The 26,516-nt window shown below is 36.3% G+C and carries 24 protein-coding genes; 2 read left to right on the top strand and 22 right to left on the bottom strand.

The window, feature by feature from the left end; translation table 11 throughout:
* Positions 1 to 2: 2 nt before the first annotated feature.
* The 4 genes from nadD to HND50_18310 all read right to left on the bottom strand — a co-directional run bounded on the left by nadD (position 3) and on the right by HND50_18310 (position 2,563).
* Positions 3 to 602 (bottom strand): nicotinate (nicotinamide) nucleotide adenylyltransferase, encoded by a 600-nt coding sequence (nadD, locus tag HND50_18325; GenBank protein ID NOG47205.1) that lies wholly within the window; start codon positions 600 to 602, stop codon positions 3 to 5.
* Positions 586 to 1,362, bottom strand: a complete 777-nt coding sequence (bamD, locus tag HND50_18320; protein NOG47204.1) for an outer membrane protein assembly factor BamD — start codon at positions 1,360 to 1,362, stop codon at positions 586 to 588. The genes nadD and bamD overlap by 17 nt, the downstream gene beginning before the upstream one ends.
* A gap of 26 nt (positions 1,363 to 1,388) precedes the next feature.
* A complete protein-coding gene (locus HND50_18315; protein NOG47203.1) occupies positions 1,389 to 1,988 on the bottom strand; it encodes a hypothetical protein in 600 nt (199 codons plus the stop codon).
* Between the two features lie 71 nt (positions 1,989 to 2,059).
* Positions 2,060 to 2,563, bottom strand: coding sequence for a metal-dependent transcriptional regulator (locus HND50_18310; GenBank protein ID NOG47202.1), 504 nt, complete (start codon positions 2,561 to 2,563; stop codon positions 2,060 to 2,062).
* 348 nt (positions 2,564 to 2,911) lie between these two features.
* Between HND50_18310 and HND50_18305 the strand changes: the two genes are divergently transcribed.
* Positions 2,912 to 4,174 carry a hypothetical protein gene (locus HND50_18305; GenBank protein NOG47201.1) on the top strand — a complete coding sequence of 421 codons (1,263 nt, stop codon included), beginning with the start codon at positions 2,912 to 2,914 and terminating at the stop codon, positions 4,172 to 4,174.
* Between the two features lie 239 nt (positions 4,175 to 4,413).
* On the opposite strand, the gene HND50_18300 is transcribed toward HND50_18305, so the two are convergent.
* The 14 genes from HND50_18300 to HND50_18235 all read right to left on the bottom strand — a co-directional run bounded on the left by HND50_18300 (position 4,414) and on the right by HND50_18235 (position 19,340).
* Positions 4,414 to 6,075: a hypothetical protein gene (locus HND50_18300; GenBank protein NOG47200.1), complete on the bottom strand. Its 1,662-nt coding sequence runs from the start codon at positions 6,073 to 6,075 to the stop codon at positions 4,414 to 4,416.
* A gap of 29 nt (positions 6,076 to 6,104) precedes the next feature.
* Positions 6,105 to 6,299: a hypothetical protein gene (locus tag HND50_18295; protein NOG47199.1), complete on the bottom strand. Its 195-nt coding sequence runs from the start codon at positions 6,297 to 6,299 to the stop codon at positions 6,105 to 6,107.
* Between the two features lie 273 nt (positions 6,300 to 6,572).
* Positions 6,573 to 8,312, bottom strand: a complete 1,740-nt coding sequence (locus HND50_18290; GenBank protein NOG47198.1) for a sigma-54-dependent Fis family transcriptional regulator — start codon at positions 8,310 to 8,312, stop codon at positions 6,573 to 6,575.
* 178 nt (positions 8,313 to 8,490) lie between these two features.
* Positions 8,491 to 9,861, bottom strand: a complete 1,371-nt coding sequence (locus HND50_18285; protein ID NOG47197.1) for a tetrathionate reductase family octaheme c-type cytochrome — start codon at positions 9,859 to 9,861, stop codon at positions 8,491 to 8,493.
* A gap of 100 nt (positions 9,862 to 9,961) precedes the next feature.
* The gene (locus tag HND50_18280; GenBank protein ID NOG47196.1) at positions 9,962 to 10,966 is read right to left on the bottom strand and encodes a hypothetical protein; all 1,005 of its coding nucleotides are present in this window, start codon (positions 10,964 to 10,966) and stop codon (positions 9,962 to 9,964) included.
* A 43-nt stretch (positions 10,967 to 11,009) separates the two neighbouring features.
* Positions 11,010 to 11,465 carry a hypothetical protein gene (locus HND50_18275; GenBank protein ID NOG47195.1) on the bottom strand — a complete coding sequence of 152 codons (456 nt, stop codon included), beginning with the start codon at positions 11,463 to 11,465 and terminating at the stop codon, positions 11,010 to 11,012.
* A 60-nt stretch (positions 11,466 to 11,525) separates the two neighbouring features.
* Positions 11,526 to 12,155, bottom strand: a complete 630-nt coding sequence (locus HND50_18270) for a hypothetical protein (GenBank protein ID NOG47194.1) — start codon at positions 12,153 to 12,155, stop codon at positions 11,526 to 11,528.
* Between the two features lie 62 nt (positions 12,156 to 12,217).
* Positions 12,218 to 13,399, bottom strand: coding sequence for a long-chain fatty acid ABC transporter (locus tag HND50_18265; GenBank protein ID NOG47193.1), 1,182 nt, complete (start codon positions 13,397 to 13,399; stop codon positions 12,218 to 12,220).
* 107 nt (positions 13,400 to 13,506) lie between these two features.
* The gene (locus HND50_18260) at positions 13,507 to 14,526 is read right to left on the bottom strand and encodes a hypothetical protein (GenBank protein ID NOG47192.1); all 1,020 of its coding nucleotides are present in this window, start codon (positions 14,524 to 14,526) and stop codon (positions 13,507 to 13,509) included.
* A gap of 234 nt (positions 14,527 to 14,760) precedes the next feature.
* Positions 14,761 to 15,366 (bottom strand): hypothetical protein, encoded by a 606-nt coding sequence (locus tag HND50_18255; protein NOG47191.1) that lies wholly within the window; start codon positions 15,364 to 15,366, stop codon positions 14,761 to 14,763.
* On the bottom strand, positions 15,366 to 16,229 hold the full coding sequence (gene cyoE, locus HND50_18250) for a protoheme IX farnesyltransferase (protein ID NOG47190.1): 864 nt from the start codon (positions 16,227 to 16,229) through the stop codon (positions 15,366 to 15,368). Before cyoE ends, HND50_18255 begins: the two co-directional genes overlap by 1 nt.
* Positions 16,210 to 17,160, bottom strand: coding sequence for a formylglycine-generating enzyme family protein (locus HND50_18245; GenBank protein ID NOG47189.1), 951 nt, complete (start codon positions 17,158 to 17,160; stop codon positions 16,210 to 16,212). Before HND50_18245 ends, cyoE begins: the two co-directional genes overlap by 20 nt.
* Complete coding sequence (locus tag HND50_18240) at positions 17,160 to 18,686, bottom strand: hypothetical protein (GenBank protein NOG47188.1); 1,527 nt, start codon at positions 18,684 to 18,686, stop codon at positions 17,160 to 17,162. The genes HND50_18245 and HND50_18240 overlap by 1 nt, the downstream gene beginning before the upstream one ends.
* A 69-nt stretch (positions 18,687 to 18,755) precedes the next feature.
* Entirely contained in the window at positions 18,756 to 19,340 is a 585-nt protein-coding gene (locus HND50_18235; protein ID NOG47187.1) for a TetR/AcrR family transcriptional regulator, read from the bottom strand.
* Positions 19,341 to 19,739: 399 nt separating this feature from the next.
* On the opposite strand from HND50_18235, the gene HND50_18230 reads away from it, so the two are divergent.
* Positions 19,740 to 20,177, top strand: a complete 438-nt coding sequence (locus HND50_18230) for a heme-binding domain-containing protein (protein ID NOG47186.1) — start codon at positions 19,740 to 19,742, stop codon at positions 20,175 to 20,177.
* On the opposite strand, the gene HND50_18225 is transcribed toward HND50_18230, so the two are convergent.
* From HND50_18225 to HND50_18210, 4 genes are all read right to left on the bottom strand, one after another.
* Positions 20,174 to 23,269, bottom strand: a complete 3,096-nt coding sequence (locus HND50_18225; protein NOG47185.1) for an efflux RND transporter permease subunit — start codon at positions 23,267 to 23,269, stop codon at positions 20,174 to 20,176. The two genes, HND50_18230 and HND50_18225, sit on opposite strands and share 4 nt — an antisense overlap.
* Positions 23,270 to 23,296: 27 nt before the next feature.
* Entirely contained in the window at positions 23,297 to 24,487 is a 1,191-nt protein-coding gene (locus HND50_18220) for an efflux RND transporter periplasmic adaptor subunit (protein ID NOG47184.1), read from the bottom strand.
* Positions 24,488 to 24,503: 16 nt separating this feature from the next.
* A complete protein-coding gene (locus HND50_18215; protein ID NOG47183.1) occupies positions 24,504 to 25,751 on the bottom strand; it encodes a TolC family protein in 1,248 nt (415 codons plus the stop codon).
* A gap of 173 nt (positions 25,752 to 25,924) precedes the next feature.
* Complete coding sequence (locus HND50_18210; GenBank protein NOG47182.1) at positions 25,925 to 26,425, bottom strand: superoxide dismutase; 501 nt, start codon at positions 26,423 to 26,425, stop codon at positions 25,925 to 25,927.
* Positions 26,426 to 26,516: the final 91 nt, after the last annotated feature.

Genomic DNA, 26,516 nt, shown 5'->3' with positions numbered 1-26,516 from the left:
TTTCAACTGTTATTTTTATATAATTTGTTTTGGGTAATATACTGGAACACTTGATGCGGGACAAGACTTCTAAAAGGCATTTGTTTTGCGATTCGTTTTCGCACATGGCTCGAAGATATCTCTATAAGTGGACTTTCAATTGTCAAAACTTTTGGGTGGTCAATAAGATCATTTTTTTCGTTTTTAGTCCCACGGTTGTAAACCACTAAATAGCATAACTCTAAAATTTGGAACGGATCTTTCCACTGTAAAAAAGAATCCAGGTTATCAGCGCCGATAAGGTAAAATATTTCACTCTGAGGATATTTAGTTTTAAAATGTTTAATTGTGTCAATTGTGTAAGAAATAGTATCACGGTCAATTTCAAATGTACTTAATTCAAAATTTGCATAATCCTGCAAAACTGCAGTAATCATCTCTTTTCTTATTGTAGACGTGCTTATTTCCGGTCTTTTTTTTAAGGGATGAATTTTGGTAGGGATAAAAAAAGTTTTTTCAATTTCCAGAACCTCACTTAGCCATTCTGCAACAACCATGTGGCCAATATGTGGTGGATCGAACGTTCCCCCAAATAAGCCAATAGAATTATTCACTTTTTTCATTTTTGGCCAGCTCATCCTGCATTTCTTTAATTTCTTTTTTCGAATCTAACAATTTTTCCAGCAGTTCACTATCAGGGAATTGTTCTTCAAACTTTACTGCTTCCAAGTTTGCCTGCTCAACATCTTCCGCTTCGATAAGGGTAATAACTTTTCCATATTGTGAATCATCAGCCCAATCAGTATCATAATATTTTGAAAGAACCTGATCATAATAAATTATTGCTGCTTTAAATTCCTTCATTTTGCGGTAAATTTCGGCATTTTGCCATTCTTTTTTACTTAGTTTACCACGCAGCTCAAAAATTCGTTTTTCAGCAGTTTGCTTTGATGTGTCCGTAGGAAATTCATCAATGAAATATTGGTATTCGCGGATTGACTTTAAGGTATACTCCTGGTCAAGTGCAGATCTCGGTGAAAGTTCATAATAGCTGTCAGCTAACTTCATTTGTGATTGCTTAACTAATGGGCTCTGATTCATATCATTAATTAATTTCTCAAATTCAACACCGGCAATAAGATAATCACCCATTTTGAAATGAGATTCTGCCAGATAAAATTGCGCACTATCAGCCACAACACTACCTGCAAATCTTAACAAAACAACATTAAAATCGTTCGAAGCTTCAAAGTAACTTTCATCGTCAAATTTTTCTTTGGCAGCTTTAAAATAATCGCTGGCATTCCATTCCGGGGTTGGTTTATTTCCACCACAGCTAATTAAAAACAGGGCTAGTACAATAACTAAAAAAACTCTTTTCAAGATAAAATTCTCCTTAAACACGTTGTTTAGCTTCTAACTGAAAAAAACAGATAAACTATTACTGCCACTGACCCGCCAACTAAAATTGGTTCCAGTGTGCTTGTCCAAAACGATAAATCTTTTATTTCACCCTTGCTAAAAGAATATGGACTAACTTCAATCTGCTCCAGATTTTCGATTTTCAGTTCGTTACTAAAAACTTTATTTATATTAAACGATTTGATTGTTTTTGAAGTTGAATCTTCAATCCAACCAGAAAATGTTATTTTATTTTTCCGTAAATAATAGGTATTTAAATTTAAAAAACCATCCGAATTCTGTTCGTAAACGATGGTTGTGTTGAATTGTTCAATGTGAAATTTTGAAAAGGTTTCAAGCTTTTTCTCAGATTGTTTTTTACTCAAATAACTCAGAACCTGATTTTTTATAAATCCTTTTTTTTCTCCTTTTACAACTCCAAGTTTAATCTCAATAGTACTTCCATTTATGGACTTTTCAATCTTAAGTGAATCCAATATTGAGTTTATATTTTTCTCAATCCATACAATATTAGTGGATGCCGGTTCCTGGGCAAATGACAATAATGAAAGTAATATTGTAAGGATTATTAATATTTGAATTTTCACAGCAGCGAAATTACCGCAGCGTCTGTTTTTTTGCAATTCTTTTTAAGGTATTTTATATGGCAAAATGGACTTTATTTGATAAAACAGTCATCATCGCAAATTTCACAATCATCACTGCATTTATGAACATATTTCTTAAAACTCTCACGAAACTCAATACTGCTCGGTTCTTGAGAAAGAAAGAAGCTAACAAATTTAAAAAGCCTTTCTCCTGTTTCATGATTTAACAAGTGCTCAACTTTACAAGCATCTTCTTCCGCGATCTCCTCAGGAAGATTTAATACATCAACAAAAAATGTTTTGGCAATCCTGCGTATGCTTAAAACATCGTTTGCAAGTTCTTTGCCTTCATATGTTAATTGATAAAACTTATTATCGTCTTCGGTTATGTATCCCTTTGCCAAAAGTTTATGCAAAGTTACAGAAACACTCGATCTGCTAATATCCAGATAATTGGCAACATCAATACCACGTGCATAGCCATTATTTTTTAACAACTCATAAACAGCCATTAAGTGATGCATGCTGCTATGTGTCAATCCATTTTCTTCAAATTTTTTCCATACATCTTTCATAACCTGATCTCTAAATGTGTTTTTAGAACCATTTAATTTAGTGCCGCATAAACATCAAGTCAATTAAAGCCTGTTGGCAATAAGGTATAAAAAACAACTCAATAAAAATATTATTACCGGGAAAAGTTTAACATTTTTTTAGAAAAGCCCACCGAGCTTGCTAATACTGGGCTTTATGAATATATTAACTCTTCAAATCTAGCTCATTCTATACTGATAATTTAATTTAACCAATCAATAGGTAATCTTCTTTTTACTTTAAATAGTGTTATTTAACAAAATGAAAATTTTAGTTTTCTTTTTTAACCTTGTTAAATACCAATTATTACCTTTAACCCAGGAAATTATATGAGATCAGCTAATATTAAAATAAAATCCGCAAAACTCTTTTCGATTCTCTTCACATTTGCATTAATTTTTAGTTCATGTTCAACAGATTCATCTATAATTAATTCAGAAACTTCACAACAATCCAAAGTTGTTTTCCAGGAAACTATTGACGGCGTAAGTTGCACTGAGGGCCAACAGAAAAGTGGTGCATTTTATAAAATTTGCGTTCCTGATATCTGGAACAGGGAGCTTGTTTTATATGCTCATGGATATGTTTCTGCAACAGAACCAATCGCTCTGCCTGATTTAAGTATTGATGATACCACATCCATGGAGAAAATAATTACAGATTTAGGATATGCCTTTGCCACTACAAGTTATTCAAAAAATGGATTAGCAGTTAAAGAAGGTATGGCGGACCTGGCGGACTTAATTGATATTTTTAAAAATAATTTTGGACGGGCGAGACGGGTTTACCTAATTGGCGCATCTGAGGGTGGTTTAATTACCAATTTAAGCATGGAGAAAAATTTCTTTCTTTATGATGGTGCACTTTCTATTTGCGGACCGACTGGTGATTTTGCAGAACAAATAAATTATTTTGGAGATTTCCGGGTTACATTTGATTTCTTTTTTCCGGGTGTTATCCCAGGCAGCGCTGTAGATATTCCGCAGGAAGTAATGGATAATTTTGAAACTGTTTATATACCGGCAATACTCTCGGCCATTGAAGAAAACCCTGCCGGGGCGGCAATGGTTTTAAAAATTAACCGCGCCGCTGTTAATAATTCTGATCCGGATTATTCAATCGCAAATACAATTGTCAGCCTGCTTTGGTACAACGTTTTTGCCACAAATAATGCTGCAGAAGTTTTAGGTGGCCAACCTTTCGATAACTCCGAAAGAGTTTACAGCGGAGGTGCATTTATGCGATTGTTTAATGCAGGTGTGCAAAGGTTTTCAGCAGATGAAAATGCTTTAGCTGAGATAGAAAACACTTATCAAACATCAGGAAACATTTTTAAGCCTTTGGTAATGATTCACACATTTAAAGACCCGATTGTACCAAAATGGCAACAGGATTTGTATATCGAAAAAGTAGCTGAAGCTGGAAATAGCGACTTTTTAACTACTCGCGCCATAAACAGGTATGGTCATTGTAATTTCACATCAGTCGAATTAACATCAGCTTTTATTACACTTATTCATAAGGTTACTGGAGAGTCGCCAATAATTAAGGATGATTTGATTCGTCTGCGCATAGTTAGACGGACTAATTAAAATAACTTAAACTTTTGTAAGCCTGGTAGACAATTATTACTGGGCTTTTTTTATTTCCTCTCAGGATTAATTAAATAATTTTACATTGTACTATCATTAGTTGGTGGGAGAAGTTATAACTGATTCCAAGGGGTTTTTATGATTGGCAAAAATTTTACCATAATAAAAAAAGCGGAAGTCCCTGACCAAGACTTCCGCTATATTCTCTCGGAGGCATATTTGAGAGATTTTATTTGCGATTATTTGATTGCCCAAAGAGCATCATAACCTTTTTCTTTTTCAGCTGCATACATTTTCTTAAATGCAGTATCCAGCGCTTTCATTAAATCTTTCTGTCGGATAGTATTAGGTAAAGCCTCCATAACATAATTAGCTTCCATTCGTGCTTCATCCCAATCCACGCCCTGGCCTGTTATCACACCTTGCAAATAAATTGTTGGGCCGGCAATATATCCATTTGGAGCTCCGGAGATACGTATACTCATCCGCGGTGAGAGAGCAGCAGTTTCCCAGTTCATTTCTAAATCCAATGTTACAGCGATAAGCCCATCTACTCCTAATTCCTTAATTAACCGTGCATCAACCCTGTCAGAAGCAAAGGTTGTAGAAATATTGTCAACAATTGCGGATACTGTTGTAGGTATTAAATTTTTTGTTCCCTTATAACTTTTTTCAACTTCCACAACTGACACATTATCACTAATTGGTTCCAAACGACTGTATGAAGGTGCTTTCAATACATCTGAAATTGGAATTAACTCCATATCATAATTATTATTTAAGACTTTTTCAAAATCAGCATACAAACCGTTCACCAAATTTTCCCAATAAGAATCTGGTAATTTTGGAAAAGTTTTTGTGGTTGTTGTGGTTATTTTATGAGTCATTGTGTGAGAAACATCTGTTCTTGATTGCTGGAGTTTCGTTGCCCTGACTGTAAACGAGGCCATCGCAAATTTCTTTCCACTTTTCATCGGGCGGCCTAAAAATGCTGTTGGTTTCGATATGTCAATGTTCAGCTTACCATTTTCTGTTTCAAACTCTTCAGTAACACGTAAACCATAATTTGAGGAAGTACCAAAAATATTTTCATCAATTTCACCTGTCACATTAACTGGAACACAATCTAAAGACATACCAATAACCTGTGATGCACCAACGCCTTTAACGTTAGTAGGGATTACGTTAAAACGCTCGACTTTCAACCAGTTTTCACCTTCTTTAGGGGACATTCCTGACCCTGTATTTTCCCACATAACAGCAGGTATGGTTAACTTATCATCATACTTAAATACGCCCGCATCTGTAAAAGCAAGCATTCCCATAATACTGTTAATCATCCCTATTTTTATCTCTGTATTCTTATTTGTATTAGGGCTTTCCAATTCCAATACCAGATCTTTTTCAACATTTATTTCCGCGCCGCTGCTTTTTCCATTTACAGACTTAATTTTAATTGGCTCTGGCGCACTTACTGTAAACTCGGCTGTCTGGCCGGTTTTTGTTTTAATGACAACGTGCTTTGGAGATAGATCATCTTTTCCAATCCATTTTCCATAAAATCCATTTTTAACATGGGGGACTATTTCACCATCAATTTCTACAGTTCCATCTACGGTCAACATACCCATTCCATCCCTGTTTAAGAAGCTGACAAAAACCATATTACCATTCTCCTGCCAGCTTTCACCCATATAATCAACCTCAACCACATTTGTGGCCTTTGGGTAAACATTACGCATAAAATAAACCTGGATTGCCGCATTATTTAAGTTGTCGGTGCTCTTTGTTAATAACGAACCAACAAGGCTACCGGTCATTTTAGTGATTGCACCACAACCGGCTAAAAACAAAATGGTAAACAATGATAATACAACTACTTTGAGACGTACACTTCTCATAACTCCTCCTAAATGAATAATTGGTAATTTTATTTTAATGGTTTTTTTAAATCTAAAATAGATGTGCTTGATAGAATAAATGATATATCCAGGTTTTGACAAATCTCAATCGCTGTATCTTTGTCCATCGCTGTCATAATATTATAGCCTTCACGAGAGAGTAATTTCCGCAGTTTGCGTAATTCCTCTTTGTTTTCTTCAACGATTAGAATTTGTTTTCGCATTCGGTCCTCATTTTTTAAATCACATTATTCAAAGGACATGCCATGATTTTTTAAATAAACGACAAGTTGTGTATTTATATGGGTTTATCTACAAAACTATTGGAAGCGAAGAATAATATTGTCTCAATTTACAGACAGCATAAAAAGGCGGGTATGTTGCATAAATGCGACAAGAGTTATGTAATTCTAAAAAAGGTTTGTTAGAATGGTAGAGTTTTGAAAAAAAATCTTCTACTCAATTATTTGGTTAAAAGAACTAAATCTTACAATCAGTTATTCTATACCAAGTTGTGAAAGAATACGGTAAAAGTGAGTGCGGTTTATTCCAAGTATTTTTGCGGCTTCTGCTTTTGAACCTGCATTTCTCAAAGTCCTCAGCACATACATTCTGCGAAACTCAAGTTCTGCGTCGGCAAGAGAATTCCCAACACCAACAGCTGGCATATCTTCTGCTTTTTGATGTAACTCCTCCGGCAACTCATCAGGATGAATTTCATTTTCTTTTGCAAGAACAATGCCCCGCAATATTACATTTTCCAGTTCCCGGATATTGCCCGGCCAGTCATATTCTTCTAAAATAAACAATGCTTCTTCACTAAGTTTAAGAACCTCATTGTTTTGGGCATGTTTTGAAAGAAAGTAACCGGACAGTGCTTCAATATCTTCTTTACGTTCCCGAAGTGGAGGCATGGTTAACTCAACTACTTTGAGACGATAATATAAATCTTCGCGAAATTCGCCTTCTTTAATTAAGGTTTGTAGTTCGCGGTTTGTTGCAGAAAGAATACGGACATCTATTTTTTTGGGACGTACTGAACCAAGACGTTCAATTTCCTGTGTTTGGATGACACGCAAAAGTTTTGCCTGTAGGTTTACAGACATTTCACCAATTTCATCCAAAAACAATGTACCGCCATTGGCCAGTTCAAACTTGCCTTCCTTAGATTTATTAGCTCCTGTAAATGCACCACTTTCATAGCCAAATAATTCCGATTCAAGCAAATCCCTTGGGATAGCGCTACAGTTGATTGCAACAAAAGGTTTTTCGGCCCGGCGGCTATTTTTATGTATTGCTTGTGCGATCAATTCTTTCCCGGTTCCATTTTCACCAAGAATAATAACAGAAGCATTTGTTGCACTTATTTTGGATGCAATTTTTAGAATTTCAAAAAGCTTTTTACTATTCCCAATAATTTCCCGGCAATCAAAATTTTTACGCAAATCCTCAAAACGCAGGTTTGCTTCATCAATCAATTTATCCTCAAGATTGCTGATTTCCTGAGAAATATCCATGCCCTGCACAATCTGCCTGGCAAATGACATAAAAAATTTCAAATCTGCTTCAGTAAAAGATTGTTCACTATCTCGTCTATCCAGGTAGACTGCGCCCAATACTTTTTGTTCGGTAAGCAACGGCACACACAAGGCCGACTTTATTCCAAGGTTTATAACGCTGTTGGCTTCAAACAATGAAATATTTGTGTCATCATTATCATTATCCATGTTGACAGGCTTACTTCGATGCATTGAACGCTCTACAACCGACATGCTCATTTCTTTAGCCGATTTATCTTCATCAGGATCCATGTTACGGGCAAAAGTATGACTAACCTGACCATCCTTATCAGTCAAAACAATGAAACCTGCATCTGCTCTTAACTCTTTAACGATGGTTGTAATAGCCTTTTCCATAAGCTGTTGCATTTCAGTTATGGAGGTAAAAACAATCCCGGAAACAAACAACGCTTCAAAACGCCGTTTCTCTTCAAGATAATATTCCTGCAGCTTTACGGATTGCTCAAGGCTGCTTAACATTTTTTTACTTTCAGTTGTTAAACCCTGGTTGAGTGCCATCCATTTTTTAAACAGACGGTCAAGGCATTTCTGTACTCCCTCCGAAGCATTTTCTTTTTTTAGTTGAGAAGAAAGCTCCATAAAAAGCGAAGATATCTGCGCTACAGAATCACTATTTAGCTCGTTAAATTTTTTTTGAATAGCAGAAAGTGTATCCATTTCCCCCTCAAGAAATGATTGTCTTTGAAGTAATTTTAAAGATATCGGCTAATGTAGGATAATTTGAAGTTTTATGCTACGCTATAATCTTTACAAATACGTGCCACACAAAAAAGACCGCCCTTTTGAGACGGCCTAAATTGTATTTCTTGTTGTTTATTTATTATTCGGTGGAAATTTATTTTTTCATTTTAGCAATATCATCCTCAGATGCAGGATTATTTTTATAGCCAAGAGCCTCCCAATCCATACGACCATTATCTCCATGGCAGCTTAGACAGCTTAATGCATTTTCGCCTGAAATAACTTCATGATTTACCCGCCAATACATTTCAGTCTCAACAAATTCATATTTTCCCGAGTAAGCAAAACCAGTACCTTTCATGCCATCTTCAGCCGCTTTACTCCAATCAAAATGCTTCCAATAGCCACCAAATAATTTTGGAATTAGCAGATATTTATTTTGGGCATCGGAAAGCTGTTTTCCGCGATGAACTTTAAATGGGTATATTTTTGATTTCTCTTCATCCTTATTTCCAAGCGGATAATTTAAACGTGTAATGCCATTTTCATTTATTTTATCACCAAGAAGGTAGCGCTCAGTATTTCCATTATACCAAAGATATTCAGGCCTAATGTCTTTTTCCCAAACAAATGAACCTTTCTTTTTGTGAAAAGCAAGCTGCCCATATTTATCTTTTGGCACTTCCATTTTTTTACCGGCATCAGACCAATCCCAGTAAACCTTTCTTGGCTTTTCTTTGGCATAGGTAGGAATATGGCACGTTTGACAGGCAATTTTCTCAGAATGTTTGTCCAGATCGGCGTTATTATGAACAGGTATATCATGGCAGTCTGTACATTCTACTTCTTTGTCAACTAATTTTGTATTCACTGCGAGTGAAACCCCTTTTATACCATGGCTTTCAGTTTCATGACAATCCTGGCAAAGCATTTCATTTTCACCCATATGAATATCAAAATTTGCCGGTGGGTTTACTAAGGCCGATTCTAAATCGCCATGTTTTACATTTTCGCCACCACCCCCATAAAAATGGCAGGTTCCACAACTTTGACGAGTTGGCATTCCCACATTTTGGGCTACGTTCACCAAATCAACATTTTCTGCCGGATAGCCCGCTTTGGTTGGCGCTTTCACATATTTGCCTGTGTTATCATGGCATACAATGCAATCAACATTTTGCTCATTCTTAAAATCAAATAAGGTATCTTTCCAGCCGTATCCAACATGACAACTTGTACAACGAGGCCAGTTTGAATTTAATGCGATACAAAAATTATTAAATACATTTTTTTTTCCAACTCGCATTTTTTGATCGTGTCCCGGTACAAGCATGGAATCTGCTGAAAGCCAGGTCCAATGTGTTGTTGACATAATTTGTTTTGCCGCATCCTCATGGCAGCTAAGACATGCTTCTGTTACTTCCTGAGGGGAGTTAAAAGGACCAGCCATTTCTCCTTGGTGTTCTTCAATTTGAGCAAATGAATAAGTAATAAATAGTAAAACCATAAAAATACGCGTAGTCATGATGTTTCCTTGTTGAATTAATAATGTTAACCAGTAATTTTTTTTGATTGGATTCTTGTTTTATCCGGACGAATTAATTTATTCCTATATATTTTCAGTATCAAAAACCTACCACAAGCTGAATAGTGGCCTGCGTTGAACGTTCATTCTTTCCAAACTGATCACTTTGAATATCACTCCGGACCGAACACTCACTACAAATGTGATAACCTATTGTAAAAGTAAAACGATCTTGCCTGTCACCCGGCTTTTCTTCTTTATAATATTTAGATGAATTCCAGATACCATAACGTGCGGTCACAAAATAAGGCAACCCGATTATTGGTTCTAATTCAGTTAATGCCTGTATATAAAATCCATGATTTGTACCATTTGCATTTAATGTATCCTGCTCTCCATGCAATAATCCCCTTGCCCAAATGTATTCTGATTTTATCTGTACAATATCAATATCTGCTAAAAAGCTGATGCCATTAGCCCAATTATTCCTCTGTTTAAATGAGCTAAAATCAGAAGCATGTGAAATGCCCATATTAAGTTTTTGAAATATTTCATATTCGATTTTAGCGCTTAAATTTACCCCTTCATTAAATCCGTTCACAATTGTAAAATCACCTTTTAACTGATCAGCAAGTACATGTATATTTATGCCCATATCGTTCCATGCGCCTATCGATTTTTCAACAGGTAACGGTTGGTAAAAAGTTGGGCGGTCAGGGGATGCGAGGGACAAATAATCCAAACCAAAAGGAACATCAAATTTACCTATCATAATCGCAGTGTGGTTGCGCTCCTCTTTGCGCCTGGGATGCATGATTGCCTTGTTAAATATGCTATAATGAAGATATGCCGATGCCAATTCGAATTGACCCATATTTGGATTAAATGCTATTGCTGTTCCCAATGATAAGCTTTCCTTATATGAATGACTGATGTCCAATTCAAATTGATTAATTTGAAAACCACTATATTCTTCAATTTCAAATTGTGCACTGTTATAAATATCAAAAAATCCGCTAAATTCTGTTTGAGCTGACAAAACATTTATTAAAAATAAGGCCAACAGGACCTGGAAATATTTTGGATTGAAGGGATGTGATTTCAAAATAATTTTTCTTTCATATTTTTAGACTTTGGATAATAGTTTTTTAAGAAAGGGGTTTTGAAATGAGTCGAGATTTTTTCTCATTATACATAATTCGATAATAACTAAAACTTGATGCAAAAAGAGCAAGACCAATTCCTATATAAACTGGTACTAGTAAGTATTTCGGAAAAAGTGAAGAAGTACGCATAAAAATCCCCATACTCATCATAACAGCAATTAATAGGTACATTTGCCATCTCTGAAAGGCAAAAACACAGACGTATTCCGGATACTCAAGTATTCTTCGCGCATTTTTTTTTGCTAAAGTGATAAAACCAAACCAGCTAATCGCAATAGCAAGCGCCGCTCCAATTAGAATCGCAAAAATAATTTGTAAACTGGTAAGTAAATGAAACCAGTTTATAGCGATCCAAATAAGTAAAACACCAACGCTGCTCCACATTGATCCGGATATTAGAAGTAAGTAATGCTTATTAACTGCGGGTTTCTTTATCATATCTTATTAGAAAAAGAGGTTCTTCAAAAAGAAAGAACCCCTCTGTCTGGCTGCAAAGTGTTAACCTAAATCGATTCCTTTTATAAAACCTAATGCAAAGAAAAGCGCAGTTAGAAATAAAAGAGGCGCAAGGATCATTAAAACAAATTCCTGAGAAAAGAATAATAATTGGGATCCTGCTGATAAGAATCCTAAAGCAATGCCTCCCAAGCCAATCAAAGTCCCGCCCACGGTTATATTAATAAATGGCGTGCTAATTTTTGTTGCTTTAACAACTAAAATAGGAACAAAAAATATTGTTAAACCGGCAATAGAATGAAACAACGGATAAACAATTTTTCCCATAACTATCATATCACCATATTTTGTCAGAGTAATAAGTACTAATCCAAATAACATTAGGGCAAGATAGCCTTTTTCCATTTTGGGATAATATTTGGCAATCAATCCGGTTGCCAGGGCAAAAGGTATAAGTCCTGAAACAACAGCCACAAGTTTATTGGACAAAGCACCCCAACCAAAAATGATTAGTAATAACCCCGCCACTAAAAACACTGTAAAAGAAATAATATAATAAATGTTCGTTACACCATTATTTTCAGCGGACTTTTGTCTTTTAACAAAAAACCAAATCATATAGATGGCAATTAGCCCTGTTAACAGTAGCACAATTTGATCGAATAAAGTCATGATAAGCCTCCTGGTTTATTCGTTGGGTAAAAATGATTTGAAATCATCAATATTTAAACCTGTTATAGACGATAGCTGAATTGCAAAAAAACAATATTTTGTTCAGCTTCAATTTTATTTGGTGTTAAACTGGATTTAACTTCATTGTGTAAACCGTGTGTATACGCCAATGTGCCGAGCAATTCATCACCAAGGTGTTTTGTAAAACCGATTGAGAAGTGTTGTTCAACAACAGCTATTGAACCAAGATTGCTATCAACATCTTCTCCAGCAATTGGGGTTTCCCCAAAATTATAACCAGCCTTAACACAAAAACCTGGCATTACTGCATAGTCAATTCCTAAAGCATATACAACCTGGTCATCCCAACCGAAGTTTAAGGGGATTACTCCACCTGTTGGTGTTTTTAATTCAACCTTATCCATTACATCCGAAAAATTATACCACTTTATATCTGCCTCAATATTTATCCCTTTAGCTGGTTTGTAAGCCAGGCCAAATGCAAAATTTTGAGGAGCATCCATATCCATTTTATAAACTCCTTCGCCAGCCATAGGGCTGGTTCCATTAAACTCATACTCAGCAATATCCAGTTTAGATACATACGATAACCCTGCCTGAAACTGGTCTGTAATTTTATAAATTGCACCGACTGATCCACCAAACCCAAACACTTCAGTTTGAGGCATTGTAAAACCAGGAGTTTTTAAAGCCATGGATTGATGACCTATGTGCAATGAAACACCAAGTGTCAAATCCTTTGAAACATTATATGCCATTGTAGGAGTAATTTTTAACAAGCCTTTTTTCGTCACGACGGATGTGTTTTCCGGGAAAGGTGTTCCTGGATTATCTGGCAATGTTGTTGATGCAAAATCAACTCCCATACCTGAAATTCCTCCTGCTGCAACTCCAAAAAACATTTTATCAGATAGTTTTATAGCAAACCCATTGCCCATACCAAGATAGCTGTTTGAACCACTTTCAGTTGTTCCCGCCATTGAAGTAATTTTTCTTGGTGGATTTAAAATTCCTAAACTGAGATCAAAAGCCATCTTATCAAATTTTAAAGCTCCAAGCGCAGCGGGATTGTAGATCATACTTGGCGCGTCAACCGGTGAAGCAACAACTGCCCCGCCACGTAACCATTGCATTGCAGTAACACCTAACATCTGGTCGCCGTCCGTTGCATGTAGTGATGAGAAAGTAGCCAGAATTACTAAAACCGTAATTATCTTTTTCATTAGTCATTTCCTTTTCAGTGGGATTTAATCCAATTCTCTAAAAGTTTTAATTATTTATAAAAAAGGGTAATATCATCAATTACCCTTTTCATTTTGGCTTACAATATTTATTCTTTAACGGGAACGAACATTCTTTTGAAAACAGGAAGAAGGAACATTCCAAATAATGCCAATGACATAAGCCCACCAACAGCCCATTCAAAGGAATGGCGAACAAAATAGCCATCAAAACCAATCAGAGCGGTAGCTAAAGCAGTTGCTAAAACTGTGTAATACCCAAACTTTTTGCGCATCGCAAGGAAAGGAATTGAGAGAATCATCAAATATGATGAGGCATAATTCATAAACCCACCAAGCAATAATGTTAACGTATTAGGATCATAAACTGCCTGTGCTGTTTTAGTAATCTGTCCGGCATCAATTTGTGCCTGTGAAGTTTTGACTAAAGCAAGGGCATCATAATGATCTAGATTGGTAAAAAAGTTACCCAACGGATCAAATGACGAAGTGTATGTAAGATATTCAGGAATGAAGATAAAATAACGAACACCATGCTGGCCATTCATAAAAACCATACCGGCAACAACCCCAAGAAAAGTATAAGGAATGATTTTTAATGCTTTGTTTTTTAAATCGTCTTTGTCTGCAAGAAGGAATACATAATAAAATATCAATCCGAAAACCATCGTCCATAAAACAGGAGGCATTTTTGAAAGTCCTTCAGGTGGAGGCAAAATACCCGCAACCGGTCCGTTTGAATAATCGGAAACTACAAGAACCATCCAGGGAATTAACATAGTCATTCCTGCAACAGACGGGATGGCTACAATACCAAGCATGGTGCTTCTGGCCCACTCTTCACCATCGTATACTTTTTTAGCCAAGACTATGGCAAATGCGCCTGTAAGCCACAACAGGACCATCCAGATACTGTAAGTAGCACCTAAAATTGGAACTGCCGGATAGAAATCCGGATCAAATGGAATTAGTCTTTCCATTACATTTTCCAGTGCAATTTTTAATGTTTGCATGCCTTGGGTAGGCGCAAAATACATCATAAAAATACCAGCAATGACGGCAGTTACGCCCATAATTATTCGCTGGGTTTTTGTTGTTTCGTTAAACATGAAACCTCCTAAGGTTAATAAATGTTGTTATAACTCTTTGTATAGCATGAATGCTTTTTTTATTAATAGTGAACTATTGTAAGTAAATGCTTACTTCCTAATTAATGTAAAATTTTTTGGGATATTTTTCACAAAACTCCCCGTTCTATTTATTTTTTTTATGGTAGTAGAAACTGTTTTAAATATTTCTATTTAATAATTGTTTTATTAAAAAATCCTTCTTTTTCTCAATTCTTAATAAACAGCCAAACCACCTACAAATGAAACAGTTGCCAATAACAAAACTATTGGGAAAATGGCAAAAATCTTTTTTTCGTTTACAATAGACTTATCTGATTTTGCAAATGCAAGCAACATCCCTTCTATCCCAATAAACATACTTCCTAAACTAACCAGGATAAACTGCAAATTAGAATTACCTTGAATGATCATAATAATTGGAAGAATAAAAAGGACTAATCCTGCAATCCCATGCACAAAAGCCAAAATAAGGGAAGCTAATTGTGATGATGCAAAAAAACGCGCCATAAAAAAAACTATATAAATAATAATTACCACAAACAGGAAATGTACATGAAAATCTGCAAATAAATGATTTACAAGCCCTAAAGACAGGCTTAACGGAATTACCGTTGCAATAAGAGAAACAGCCTTATTTGACAGAACTTCAAATCCAAACAGTAACAATAGAAGACAAGCCAAAACCAGAATCCCAAAAGAAACGGTAAAATAAAATGTTGTTAATACATCAAAGCTTTCCATTCCTTTAATTATCTGGTAACCGGCTACATGCCCGGTTAATAGAAATAATATTCTATCCAAAGCGGAAATCTTTTTCATCAAATAGTTCCTAAGGTAACCATAACCATAGATCCAAGCATATACATTGAAGCATATTTAAAAAGCCCGAAATTAACTTTTTCTGATGGCTTATATACACTTAAAATGGCCAGAGCGATAACACCAATAGCCAAAACAGCGAGCAATCTTAAATATCCCCAGCTAAGCCCGAGTGCAAAAGAACCAATAACAATTGCTAATGCAGCACCAAGGCTGGAAATCGCAATAATTAATCGAGTTTTATCTTCCCCATATGTTGAAGGAAAAGTTGGAACGCCCGCTTGTGCATAATCCTTTGAGTAACGAATACTAAATGTTAATATGTGCGTAGGTATCCACAACAGAATAGATATTGTAAAAAGAAGACCAATCAAATCTATTTCCCCAGTGCCAAGAGCCCTGCCGGCCAAAATTGGCATTCCACCGGATATACCTCCCCAAACAATGGACCAGGCTGTTTTACGTTTAAGCCAAACTGTATAAATAATTACATCTATAAATAGTCCTGCAAAAATTATTACACCAAATAAAGTAGATAATGTTACAGCCCAGTAAACCCCGACAAAAGACAAAGTTAATCCAAGTATTAATGCTTCTTTGACATCTAATTTTCCTGAAGGTAAAGGACGGTGCGAAGTCCTGTTCATTTTGGCATCAATGTCACGATCATAGACCATATTTAGAATTGTACTTCCACTAACTGTTAAAAACAGACTACCAACCAATCCTAAAAATGTTTGCCAGGTCATTACCGGACATTGAGAGCTTATGTATCCTGCAATGCCGGTTATTATTAGCAAGCCTGTTTGAAGGCTTTTAATAAGTGGCCAATATAATTTAAACTTATTCAAGATCTGCTTCATTTTTAAATTCCTCTTCTTTTTCTTGCACATCACGGGCGCAGCGAAAACCTATATACATACTGTAGAACTCGGGTCCGGCACTGTTTCTTGCCCAGATAAAAAGATTATACTCATAATTTGTTCTGCTTCCCCCCCGAATATAGCGATAATGCAAATCAGGATAATCATCACCACACCATTGCCAAACATTACCCGCCATATCGTATAAGCCATATGGACTTTTATTATCTACAGTTTCATATCCATTGTGTGTGTTTCCATTGAAAAAACCTACCGGCGTTGTTGTAATTTGCTTACCATACATTTTTTCAAACAGGGTATGGCTACTTAAATAATTAGCCACATTAGCTGAAATATCTTCTCCCCAAGGAAAGGTTCTCCCGTCTGTTCCACGTGCAGCTTTTTCCCATTCATTTTCCAATGGTAAACGCCATCCGTAAAAATGCGCATAAGCATTTGCACCAAACCAGGAAACAAAACTAACAGGGTGGTTTTCAAATCCGCCAATCACTGAAAAAAGTTTACCATCAAATTTTATCCGAATACCCGGCTCCCCTAAGTTGATGTATAGTTTATTTCCTTCTGTAATTTCAAATTCATGTTTAAATCCATCAAATGGATCTCCAGGATAATAGCCAAGAACAGAATCTTTTTTAACTATTATCGTGCCCTTAGCTAATGCTTCATTTAAATATTTAACATATTGAAGATTTGTGACATCAGTAACCATAATTTCATACTCTTTTTCAATCATAGTTTCATGTCGATGCTGCCCTTTTAAAAACTCACCCGCGGGGATTTTAACCCAGGCTTCAGAGTCAACACCGGTATCAACAAATTGAATAGGAGCTACTTCAACCTTTTGTTGAGCATTGCAGGAAATAAAAAATATCAATGTCAAAAATGCTAGTTTTGCTACTGCTCTCTTCATTATTTAATCTCCTCTTCAACATTGACACCTTCAACTGGTACCGCAGGGTGTATTCTGTTTACATCAAGCTCGGGATTAGCTGCCTCTGCTTTCCAAAGGCCTTCCTGCTTAAAAAGCCCAAATAGCCGCCAGCCTAAGAAGACAGCCATCATTACAAGAATTGCCCCCAAACCAAAATCCATTAAAACCATAGTCCAGTTAACAACAGGTCCTTCAAAATATTCAGTAACAAATAGGCGTTTCATAGAAAAAACAGTTGCTGACGCAAAGGCAATATCCGAGGCAATGATTAGTGTCCAGCCTGCCCATTGCCGTGTTTTACCTTTCATACCGGAAATATCCCAGTAATACATTATTATTATTGTAGCAATAATTGCCGCCAAAATGTGCCAGTGACCAGTCAAAGTAATTCGTTCCTCACGTGCTGGCCAAACCCGGAATATTTTATCCAACTTAATGGCCATAAAAATACCAATCCCGCTAACAGTAAAATTCATAAATACCATTTGCCAGCCTGATCCAAATTTGAGTGGGTCATGCAGCATAGCTTTAAATTTTTGCCAGAATGTAGGTTTTTCCAGACCCAATTCAGTAACACGCTCATGAATTATTTTTTTCCATGAATAGATAACATATAACAGGGCAGCAAGCATCACACCAACTGATCCGAAGTAAATAATAGTATGCGCCCAGGGAATCCAAACAACTGCTAATGCACCAAAAGTAAGTGTGATCGAGCCGAATATCATTAAATACATTGACCATTTATGTAAAATGCCTTTAAAATCAACCCATCTACCCACAATTAGGGTAATAGCTACGGCTACCAATGAAAGCATTATATGCAAATGACCAATAATTGCTTTTTCCAAGCCTGTTTTATATGGGTTACGAATCAGGTTTTCAGCTAAAAAGGTTTCATGGCCATTGCTCCAATATGAACCGGCCACAGCTCCCCATGTTGCTGAAATTAAAGTAAGTACAGTCATTGTGAAAAGAGCTGTCCGTTCAAGATCCAGACCTGATTTTGTATGGGCATAATCGCTGTTAGCAGCAAGATAGTACTCTTTGTTCCAGGGCCATAAAGCAGCCGCCAGTGAAACACCAGAGAAAAACACTAATGTCTGGCCAACTAAAAATAATCCATGAAAAATATATTCATGACCAAAATATGCAAACCATAAACCAAAAATCATTGCAACTAAATAACCAACAGTGGCCAGTGCATTAATATTTACCTGCTGATGTTTTTTCATTGGAACTATCGAAGTTATGAAATAAACTTCAATGGCCAGAATCGCCATGGCAATGGCATGATATAGCATTATTATCCTGCCTTCGCGTTCCCAGTGGTGAAGTTCCATTCCTAAAAGATCAACAACAAAGTCCCTAACACCCCACTCCACCATAGGACCCGATAGTGTCCCCCAGATGGCCGTAACAAGCGCCACCATTGAGATAGCTACCAGAGTCAACCCCTTTGTGGATTGAAAAAGATATTGAAAACGGTTTAACGATGATTTCATTTTTCTTCCTTTAAATTAAATCTTCTAAATATTTAAGTAAACGTTCACTTACTTTTTGTGTAAATTTTTTTACTTTTTTATTAACCCTTTAATGCTGTTTAATATTTTTTTTCCTTCCTGGTTAAGATCAAATTCAAAATGCGATAAACGCCACTGAGTCACAAAATAACGGATAGTCCCAATAATGATTCGTACAAGCTCCTCTTTTGGAATCGTTTTAATTATTTCATTGTTTTTTTGGCCTTCTTCTATAACACAACTAAGGGTTTCTTCATGTTTTTTTAATAGGTTTAAAACTTCCTGGGCAAGTTGATGGTCGCTTTGAAAAATACTCTCAGAAAAAATTACAGCAGTTACCGCCGGTTTTTCAGAAAAATATTTTAAATGATGTAAAAAGATATTCTCTATTTTTGTAAAAGCCGTATCATTTGTAGAACATGTTTCGTCCAATGATTTTTGCGCCTCTCTTTGAAAAACTTTAAGTATACCGAGGAGGATTTCAAACTTACTATTAAAGTGCCTGTACAGAGCACCTTCTGTTACTCCGATTTTTTGGGAGAGATTCTTGATGGTTAAACCCATGATGCTTTTTTCAGAGATAAGCTCGATTGCAGCTTCTAATATTTGCTGTTGTCTTAAAGAGAATTTTTTCACAATTTTTAGTACGTAAGTAATTACTTACAATTTACGAAGTAAAAATATAAATGCAATATATAATTGTATTTATTTATATCCTTTTATTTTTTCCAAGATTTTGAATTAAACTTATTCTTAATTCTACCATTCAAATATTAATGAACATCTAAAATACATTGAAATAAGACCTGGAAATCAACCGGCTAAATCCCTGATAATGAGTCAGATTAATTATACTTTTTAGCCAACGCCTTTCTGTTGTAATCCATTTCTCTATGGCAGCATATTAATTCCAAGGGGAAGTACCTTGCCTAAAAGACTTCCCACAAGAAATCAATTTGTCTTGAAAAAAATTTCCGCCTCCCGTAGTTTAAACCACCGCAATCTTAAATCAGCTTAAAATAAATGGAGCAGTAAATGAAAAAAGCACTTATAGCATTGATTATCGTTTTAATAATCATACAATTTATCCCACTTAATAGGGATAATCCTGCATCCAATCCAACATCAGAAATAAAACTCAAACCAGAAGTAAAACCCATAATTGAAAAAGCTTGTTATGATTGCCACTCTAATAATACAAACTGGCCGTGGTACAGTTTTGTTGCCCCCGTTTCATTTTTTGTGGTTAACCATGTTCAGGAAGGTCGGGATGAACTTAATTTCTCGATTTGGCAGGAATATTCTCAGAAGCGTAAAAGCCGGAAACTCAAAGAGCTTGTTGAAGAAGTTGAAGAAGGTGAAATGCCACTTCCACCTTATATAATTACTCACTCTGAAGCTGACTTAACAGAAGAGGAAATCGGCACTTTAATAAAATGGGCCAAGAGTGATTCCCTCTATATTTCAAATTAATTTATGGCATCAACAGAAGAATTATCCTGAACCGGGTATTTGGTTTCCATCCAATTGTATAGGATCGGGATTACAAAAAGTGTTAAGAATGTAGCAGTTATCAACCCACCAATAACCACAGATGCTAATGGTCTCTGCACTTCTGAACCTGGCCCAACATTGAAGGCCATTGGAATAAATCCCAAGCTTGCTACTAGGGCTGTCATTAGTACTGGACGTAACCGATCTGCCGCAGCATTAAGGACAGATTCCTTTAGATTAGTTGATTTTTTGCGCATTTCATTTATATGCTCAACCAGCACAATTCCGTTTAGTACGGCAACCCCAAACAAAGCAATAAAGCCAATGCTTGCAGTAACTGACAGATAAAGATCTCTCATCCACAGCATAAAAATTCCACCGGACAAAGCAAATGGCAAATTTATAAAAATCAAAGCTACATAGCGCAACTTGCCAAACATTAAATACATCAATCCAACAATAATTAATAAAGTTAATGGTACGACAAGAAATAAGTGATTTATGGCGCGCTGTTGATTTTCAAAAGAGCCACCAAACTCCAGGAAGTAACCTGCCGGGATATTGACATGGCTGTCTATTTTTTCTTTAAGATTCGCAACATAAGTCCCAATGTCAATATCCTTAATATTTGCTCCAACTATAGTCCGGCGCCAACCATTTTCCCTGGCAACTTCACGCGGGCCTTCTTCCGGATAAATATGCGCAACACGTTTTAAAGGGATATATCCGCCATCCGGCAGGTAAACTGGCAAATCAAGAATTTTGTCATATCGATCGCGTATATTTTGAGGAAATCGTACAGTGATATCAAAACGGCGCTGCCCCTCAAACACCTGGCTTACAGTCTGCCCGCCAATGCCGGCTTCAATTACACGCTGAACATCATCTGCATTTATTCCAAACGAAGCAACAGCATCCCTGTCAATATCAATATTTATATATGGCTGCCCTTCTGCCTCTTCCACATAAAAATTATCTGTTCCGTGTAGTTTTTCAATTTGTGTAGCAATGTCATTTGCAATCTGACTCATTACATCCAAATCTTCTCCAAAAACTTTAACAGCCACATCTGATTTAACGCCGCTCGTAAGTTCATCAACGCGCATTGCGATAGGTTGTGTAAAGTTATAAGCAAGACCCGGTTCACTCTGCAAAAAGGGTTCGATTTCTTCAGCAATCTTTTCTTTGGTCATTCCCGAGCGCCATTCATCCATTGGTTTTAGCAGCACCCAAACATCTGTCTGATGGACTCCCATCCAATCATTGGCAAGATCCGATCGGCCCGTCTTAGGAACCACAGTTCTAACTTCCGGAATATTTTTCATGATTTGTTCAGCAAGCCAATCCGCATTTTTAATATTTTCTTCTAAGGTAGAGCTTGGCAGACGAATTTCTTCTATCAGGATTGAGCCCTCATCTAACTCCGGCAAAAATTCCGTCCCTGTATTAAATAGCAAAACCAGGGATAAAAGAAATAATACAGATGCTGAAACGAGTACGAGACGTGCCTTTTTTAAATGCCACTGAAGTGCTTTTACGTATTTCGGCCTCAACCATTCCATCAAACGGTTTCTGCTTACTTTAATGCCTTTGCGAAATACAATGCTGGCGACTGCAGGAATATAAAGTAAAGCGAGAATTAGCGATCCCAGAACGGCTGTTGCAACAGTAATTGCCATTGGTCTAAACAAAATTCCTTCCATGCCGCTAAATGTTATGATTGGCACATAAACCATTAGAATAATAAGAACACCAAAAAATATTGGTCGCGAAACCTCCATAGAGGCCTGCATTATTTTTTTAATTTTTGGCGTATCGTCATCCTGCTGCAAACGACGAACTATATTTTCCATCATAACCACCGAACCATCCACAACCATACCAAAATCGATTGCGCCTAAACTCATTAAATTAGCGGCCAAACCAAACTCACGCATTCCAATAAAAGCAAAAAGCATTGAGAATGGAATAACCGATGCCACAATCAAAGCACCACGGATTTCACCCAATAACAGTAGTAAAACAACAATCACCAGGAATCCGCCTTCAACCAGATTAGTAATCAATGTGTTTGTTGTCCGGTCAATCAAATCAGATTGGTCATAAAATGGTTCAATTTTTACACCCTTAGGCAGACTCTTGTTAACGTCTTTTATTTTTTCAACAATCTCTTCAATTACCAATTCACCATTATAGCCACGGAGCATCATAATAATTCCTGTAACTACTTCACCATTGCCATCCTGCGTTACCGCGCCTTGCCTTAATTGCTCACTCAAGGTCACATCGGCAACCTCGCGCAGAAATACCGGCCGGTTTGAAATTCGTGTGATCACAATATTTTCAATATCCGTTGCATTGCGGATTTGACCAAAACCCCGGATAATATATTGTTCACGATTGTGTTCAAGGAAATTTCCACCGGAAACACTATTATTATTTGAGATTGCATCCATAACATCTTTCAAGCCAATCCCAAGTGTGCGTAGTTGGCCGGGCCGGATTATTACTTCATATTGTTTTACAAATCCGCCGAAAGAATTTATCTCTGTAACACCACGAATTTTTTTAAGCTGTGGCGCGATAAGCCAATCTTGGATCGTGCGTAACTCGGTTAATGACTGAGTTTCACCACGAACCACATATTGATATATTTCACCCAGGGCAGTTGAAATGGGCCCAAGTTGAGGTAACGAGACTCCTTCAGGAAGTTCTCCGGCGATACTTTGAATTCTTTGACTAACAAGCTGTCGGGCAAAATAAATATCTGTCCCTTCATCAAACTCTACTGTAACCGCCGAGAGGCCGAATTGTGAAATTGAACGTACTTCGCTCACATCCGGTAAGCCACTCATTACCGTTTCAATAGGAAAGCTCACCAGCTTTTCAACATCATTGGGAGAATAGCGCCCCGCCTTTGTTATAACCAAAACTTGAATCGGTGTAACATCCGGCATAGAATTGATTGGAATATCTTTTAATGCCCTGTATCCGCCAAAAGCCATTAAAATAACCAAAGAGATTGCCACAAAGCGCTGATTTAAACTAAAATTGATAATTCGGTTTAACATTATATTCCTCGGCTAAAATTTAATCCTTTATTCAGGTTCTTCTGTGTATTTGGCTAATGCTTTTAGGGAGAAAACCTGGCTCACCGCAATTTCTTCACCAGCAGTTAATCCACTATAAACCACAGTTCTTGAGCCAGTATCTTGAGCAATCTTAATGGGACGCTGTTCAAATTTATTATCTGAAACTTTTACAAAAACAGTCGGTTGGTCACCAAATATTAAAAGTCCGTTTTTTGAGATATGGATAACTTTTTCGGCTGTTGAACCTTCAATTTGCATACGAACATTTCTACCCGGTGTAAGCCAGGAATCCGGATTTGTTACAAAAGCATTCACAACAACTGAGCGATTTTGCTCATCTAATACTGGAACAATGGAATGAATTTTTGTTTTTAGCTGTTTGTTTTCAGATTTACGAAGGCTAATTGTAACATCGATTTCAGGATCGATAAAGTCTGCATCTTCTGGAGATACGTACCCTTTTACCAGTAATTTATCAGTATTTACAATCATCCCCATTCGGTCATAACGATTAACAGCCTGACCGTGTTCAACAAGATGTTCGGTCATCCAACCGGAACGGTCGGCGCGGATTGCCAGATGTGGATGTCGGTCCGGATCCTCCTGCCAGGCTTGTATTTCCTTTTGTGTAAGACCCACCGCAAGCAAGCGTGCCACAGAAGCCCGGGCTGATGCGCGAGCCCTTTCATACTCATTTTCAGATTGTTCAAGTTCACGGCGTGATTTTATTTTTTGATCATAAAGCGACTGCATACGTTGAAAATTATTTTTACGGAATTTCTCTTCAGCGCTTGAACGTATTAAGGATGCAATTAAATCTGCAAACTCCAGACTTTCCAATTCAAGTAAAACCTGACCTTTTTTAACAGGGTCTCCCTTATGAGCATAGATCTTTACAATCAATCCTTCAATTGGCGCACTTATTATGCTAACGTGATCGGGAGATGGTTCAACTACAGCTGAAGCATTTATAGGATAAACAGCAAATGATTTTTGAACAACCTCTGTTTTTATTTTCAGGTTTTCTGCCTGTTCATTAGTTAGCGTTACATAATTGATTAATCCCTCATCATCAGACCGCATAGATGGTGGCAGGGTTTCAACTTCTTTTTCTACGGCTGTTTCATTTTGACCGCACGAAATTATCGTTACGAGCAAAGCCAAAGAAAGCAATTTAATCATTTTTAAAAATCGCATTTTTATCTCCATTATTTCAATTATAAACCAGTTCGTTGTCAGTAAATTGTTCTAGTTCGATTAAGCTTATATAGTAATCACGCAAAACTTTAAAATAATTTTTCCGGCTATTTATAAACGTTCTTTGAGTATCGAGCAAGTTTAGCAAATCGATCTCACCCAACTCATATCCTTTTACGGTAGCCTGCATAAGTTGATTTACCCGATCGAGAATTTTAGAATCATAACGTGTAAGTATAACCTGATTTTTTTTATAATTGTGCCAGGCAAGCTCAATTTCTTTCTTAATTTGCAGGTTAATTTTATGTTTTTCATTTACAGCCTTCGCGTAACGTACTTTTGCTGAAGATAGATCAACCGCCTGGTTACTGAAAAACCAAAGCGGGATCGAAAACCCGGCCTCAAAACCAACAAAATCATAGCCGTTGCCAAAATCTTGTTTATAAAGGTTTAAGGAGATATCAGGAAAGAAAGAGCTGCCTACTTCATATTTTTTATTTTTCGCTGATTGAATCTGATGTTCGACAGCTATAAGTATAGGTTGTTTCATCGAATTGACGAAAAGGTCTTCTTCATCAAAATTCGGATCCTTAAAAAGTAATGTATCATAAAACTCTAATGAATATCTTTGTTCTTCAGCGTCTAAACCTATCGTTTCAAATAAATTATATCGCGTAGCATGATAAATATTAGCGGCCTCTTCCAGGGCATTCTTACTTTCTGAAAGACGAATTTCGGTTCTCATAAACTCAAGCTCGGATGCATCGCCGGATTTAAAGCGACTATCTGAAATGCGATGTAACCGGTCAGCAATTTCAAGCTCCTTTTGCTGTAATTTCTGTAATCTCTTTGCATATAAAACTTTCGTATAAGCTATTTTTACGTTCGCCCTTAGTTTATTTTGTTGGTAATCAACAAGTGCTTTTGAAGCCTTTTTTGCACGAATGAGACTTGCCGTGCGAAAATAGCTTTTTAACGGGAAGTCAATATTTTGCTGGATTCCGATTTGCCGTTCGGCGAAACCATTATAAGATGAACTCTCAATACCTTCCTGCATAAACATAAGCTTAGGATTATCTAATCCAAGACCGCTCCATTGCATTTCTTTTGATTTTTTTAAATCTAGTTTTGCATTCTTAAGGGCTGGATTATTTTTATTGGCAATCTCCAGCACATCATTTAATTTTAATAGCTGAGTTTCTTTTTGTGCCAACAAAGGGAGTGATAAAACGATTATTAAAAAAACAGTCATTTTGAGTGCCATTTGATAAACTCTTTGAGTTAGTAGAACTATTATGAATTTTATCGTTGGGAAATTTGATGCACAATTTAATTAAAAGATTCACTTTGTAAAGTGAAATATGTTATATGAAAATAAAAAAGAAAAATGAGGAAAAATCGTATAAAAAAATGGGCAGCAAACTGCCCATCATAATCTTATTTGTGTTCTTTAAGATGTTTTAAATCTTCAGCACTAAAATATGATTTGGAAAACTGATCGATCAATTCTGTTAACTTAGCGCCATGCTTCAGATCTGTTGTTTGCTTTGTTTTCATTGCATAAAACAGTATTTGTTGGAGCGTTGTAGTCTTCTCAGAATAGCTTTTATATGCTTCTTTGTCAGTTAAATCAACCGGTTTAATTCTCTGTGTTAGAAAATAAGCAGTAACTATATCCTGCATTTCCTGAGCATGCTGATCTTTGTTATTCACCCAGCGAACTAATTGATTATAATTAATGCTTTCAGCTTTAGATAATTCTATAATTTTGTTCATTGATTTTTCAATTGTAGTAACATGTTCTTTTAATATCATTATGCGCATTTGGTCACCGTAAATACCGCATGGTATTTGGCAATGTGCAAATAAAGAAGAATTGCTGAGAATAAAAATCAATAATAAAAATAATACAAATTTGTTTACAAATGTTTGCTTCATAATATCTCCGTGAATGGTTGTTTTTTGGGGTTGTTAACTTAGAAGGTTTAAAATAAATTTACAAACGAGATTTATCAACCGTAAATCATAA

This window comes from Calditrichota bacterium, from assembly GCA_013112635.1.
GTDB lineage: Bacteria > Calditrichota > Calditrichia > Calditrichales > J004 > JABFGF01.
This window is presented reverse-complemented; position numbering and strand designations above follow the sequence as displayed.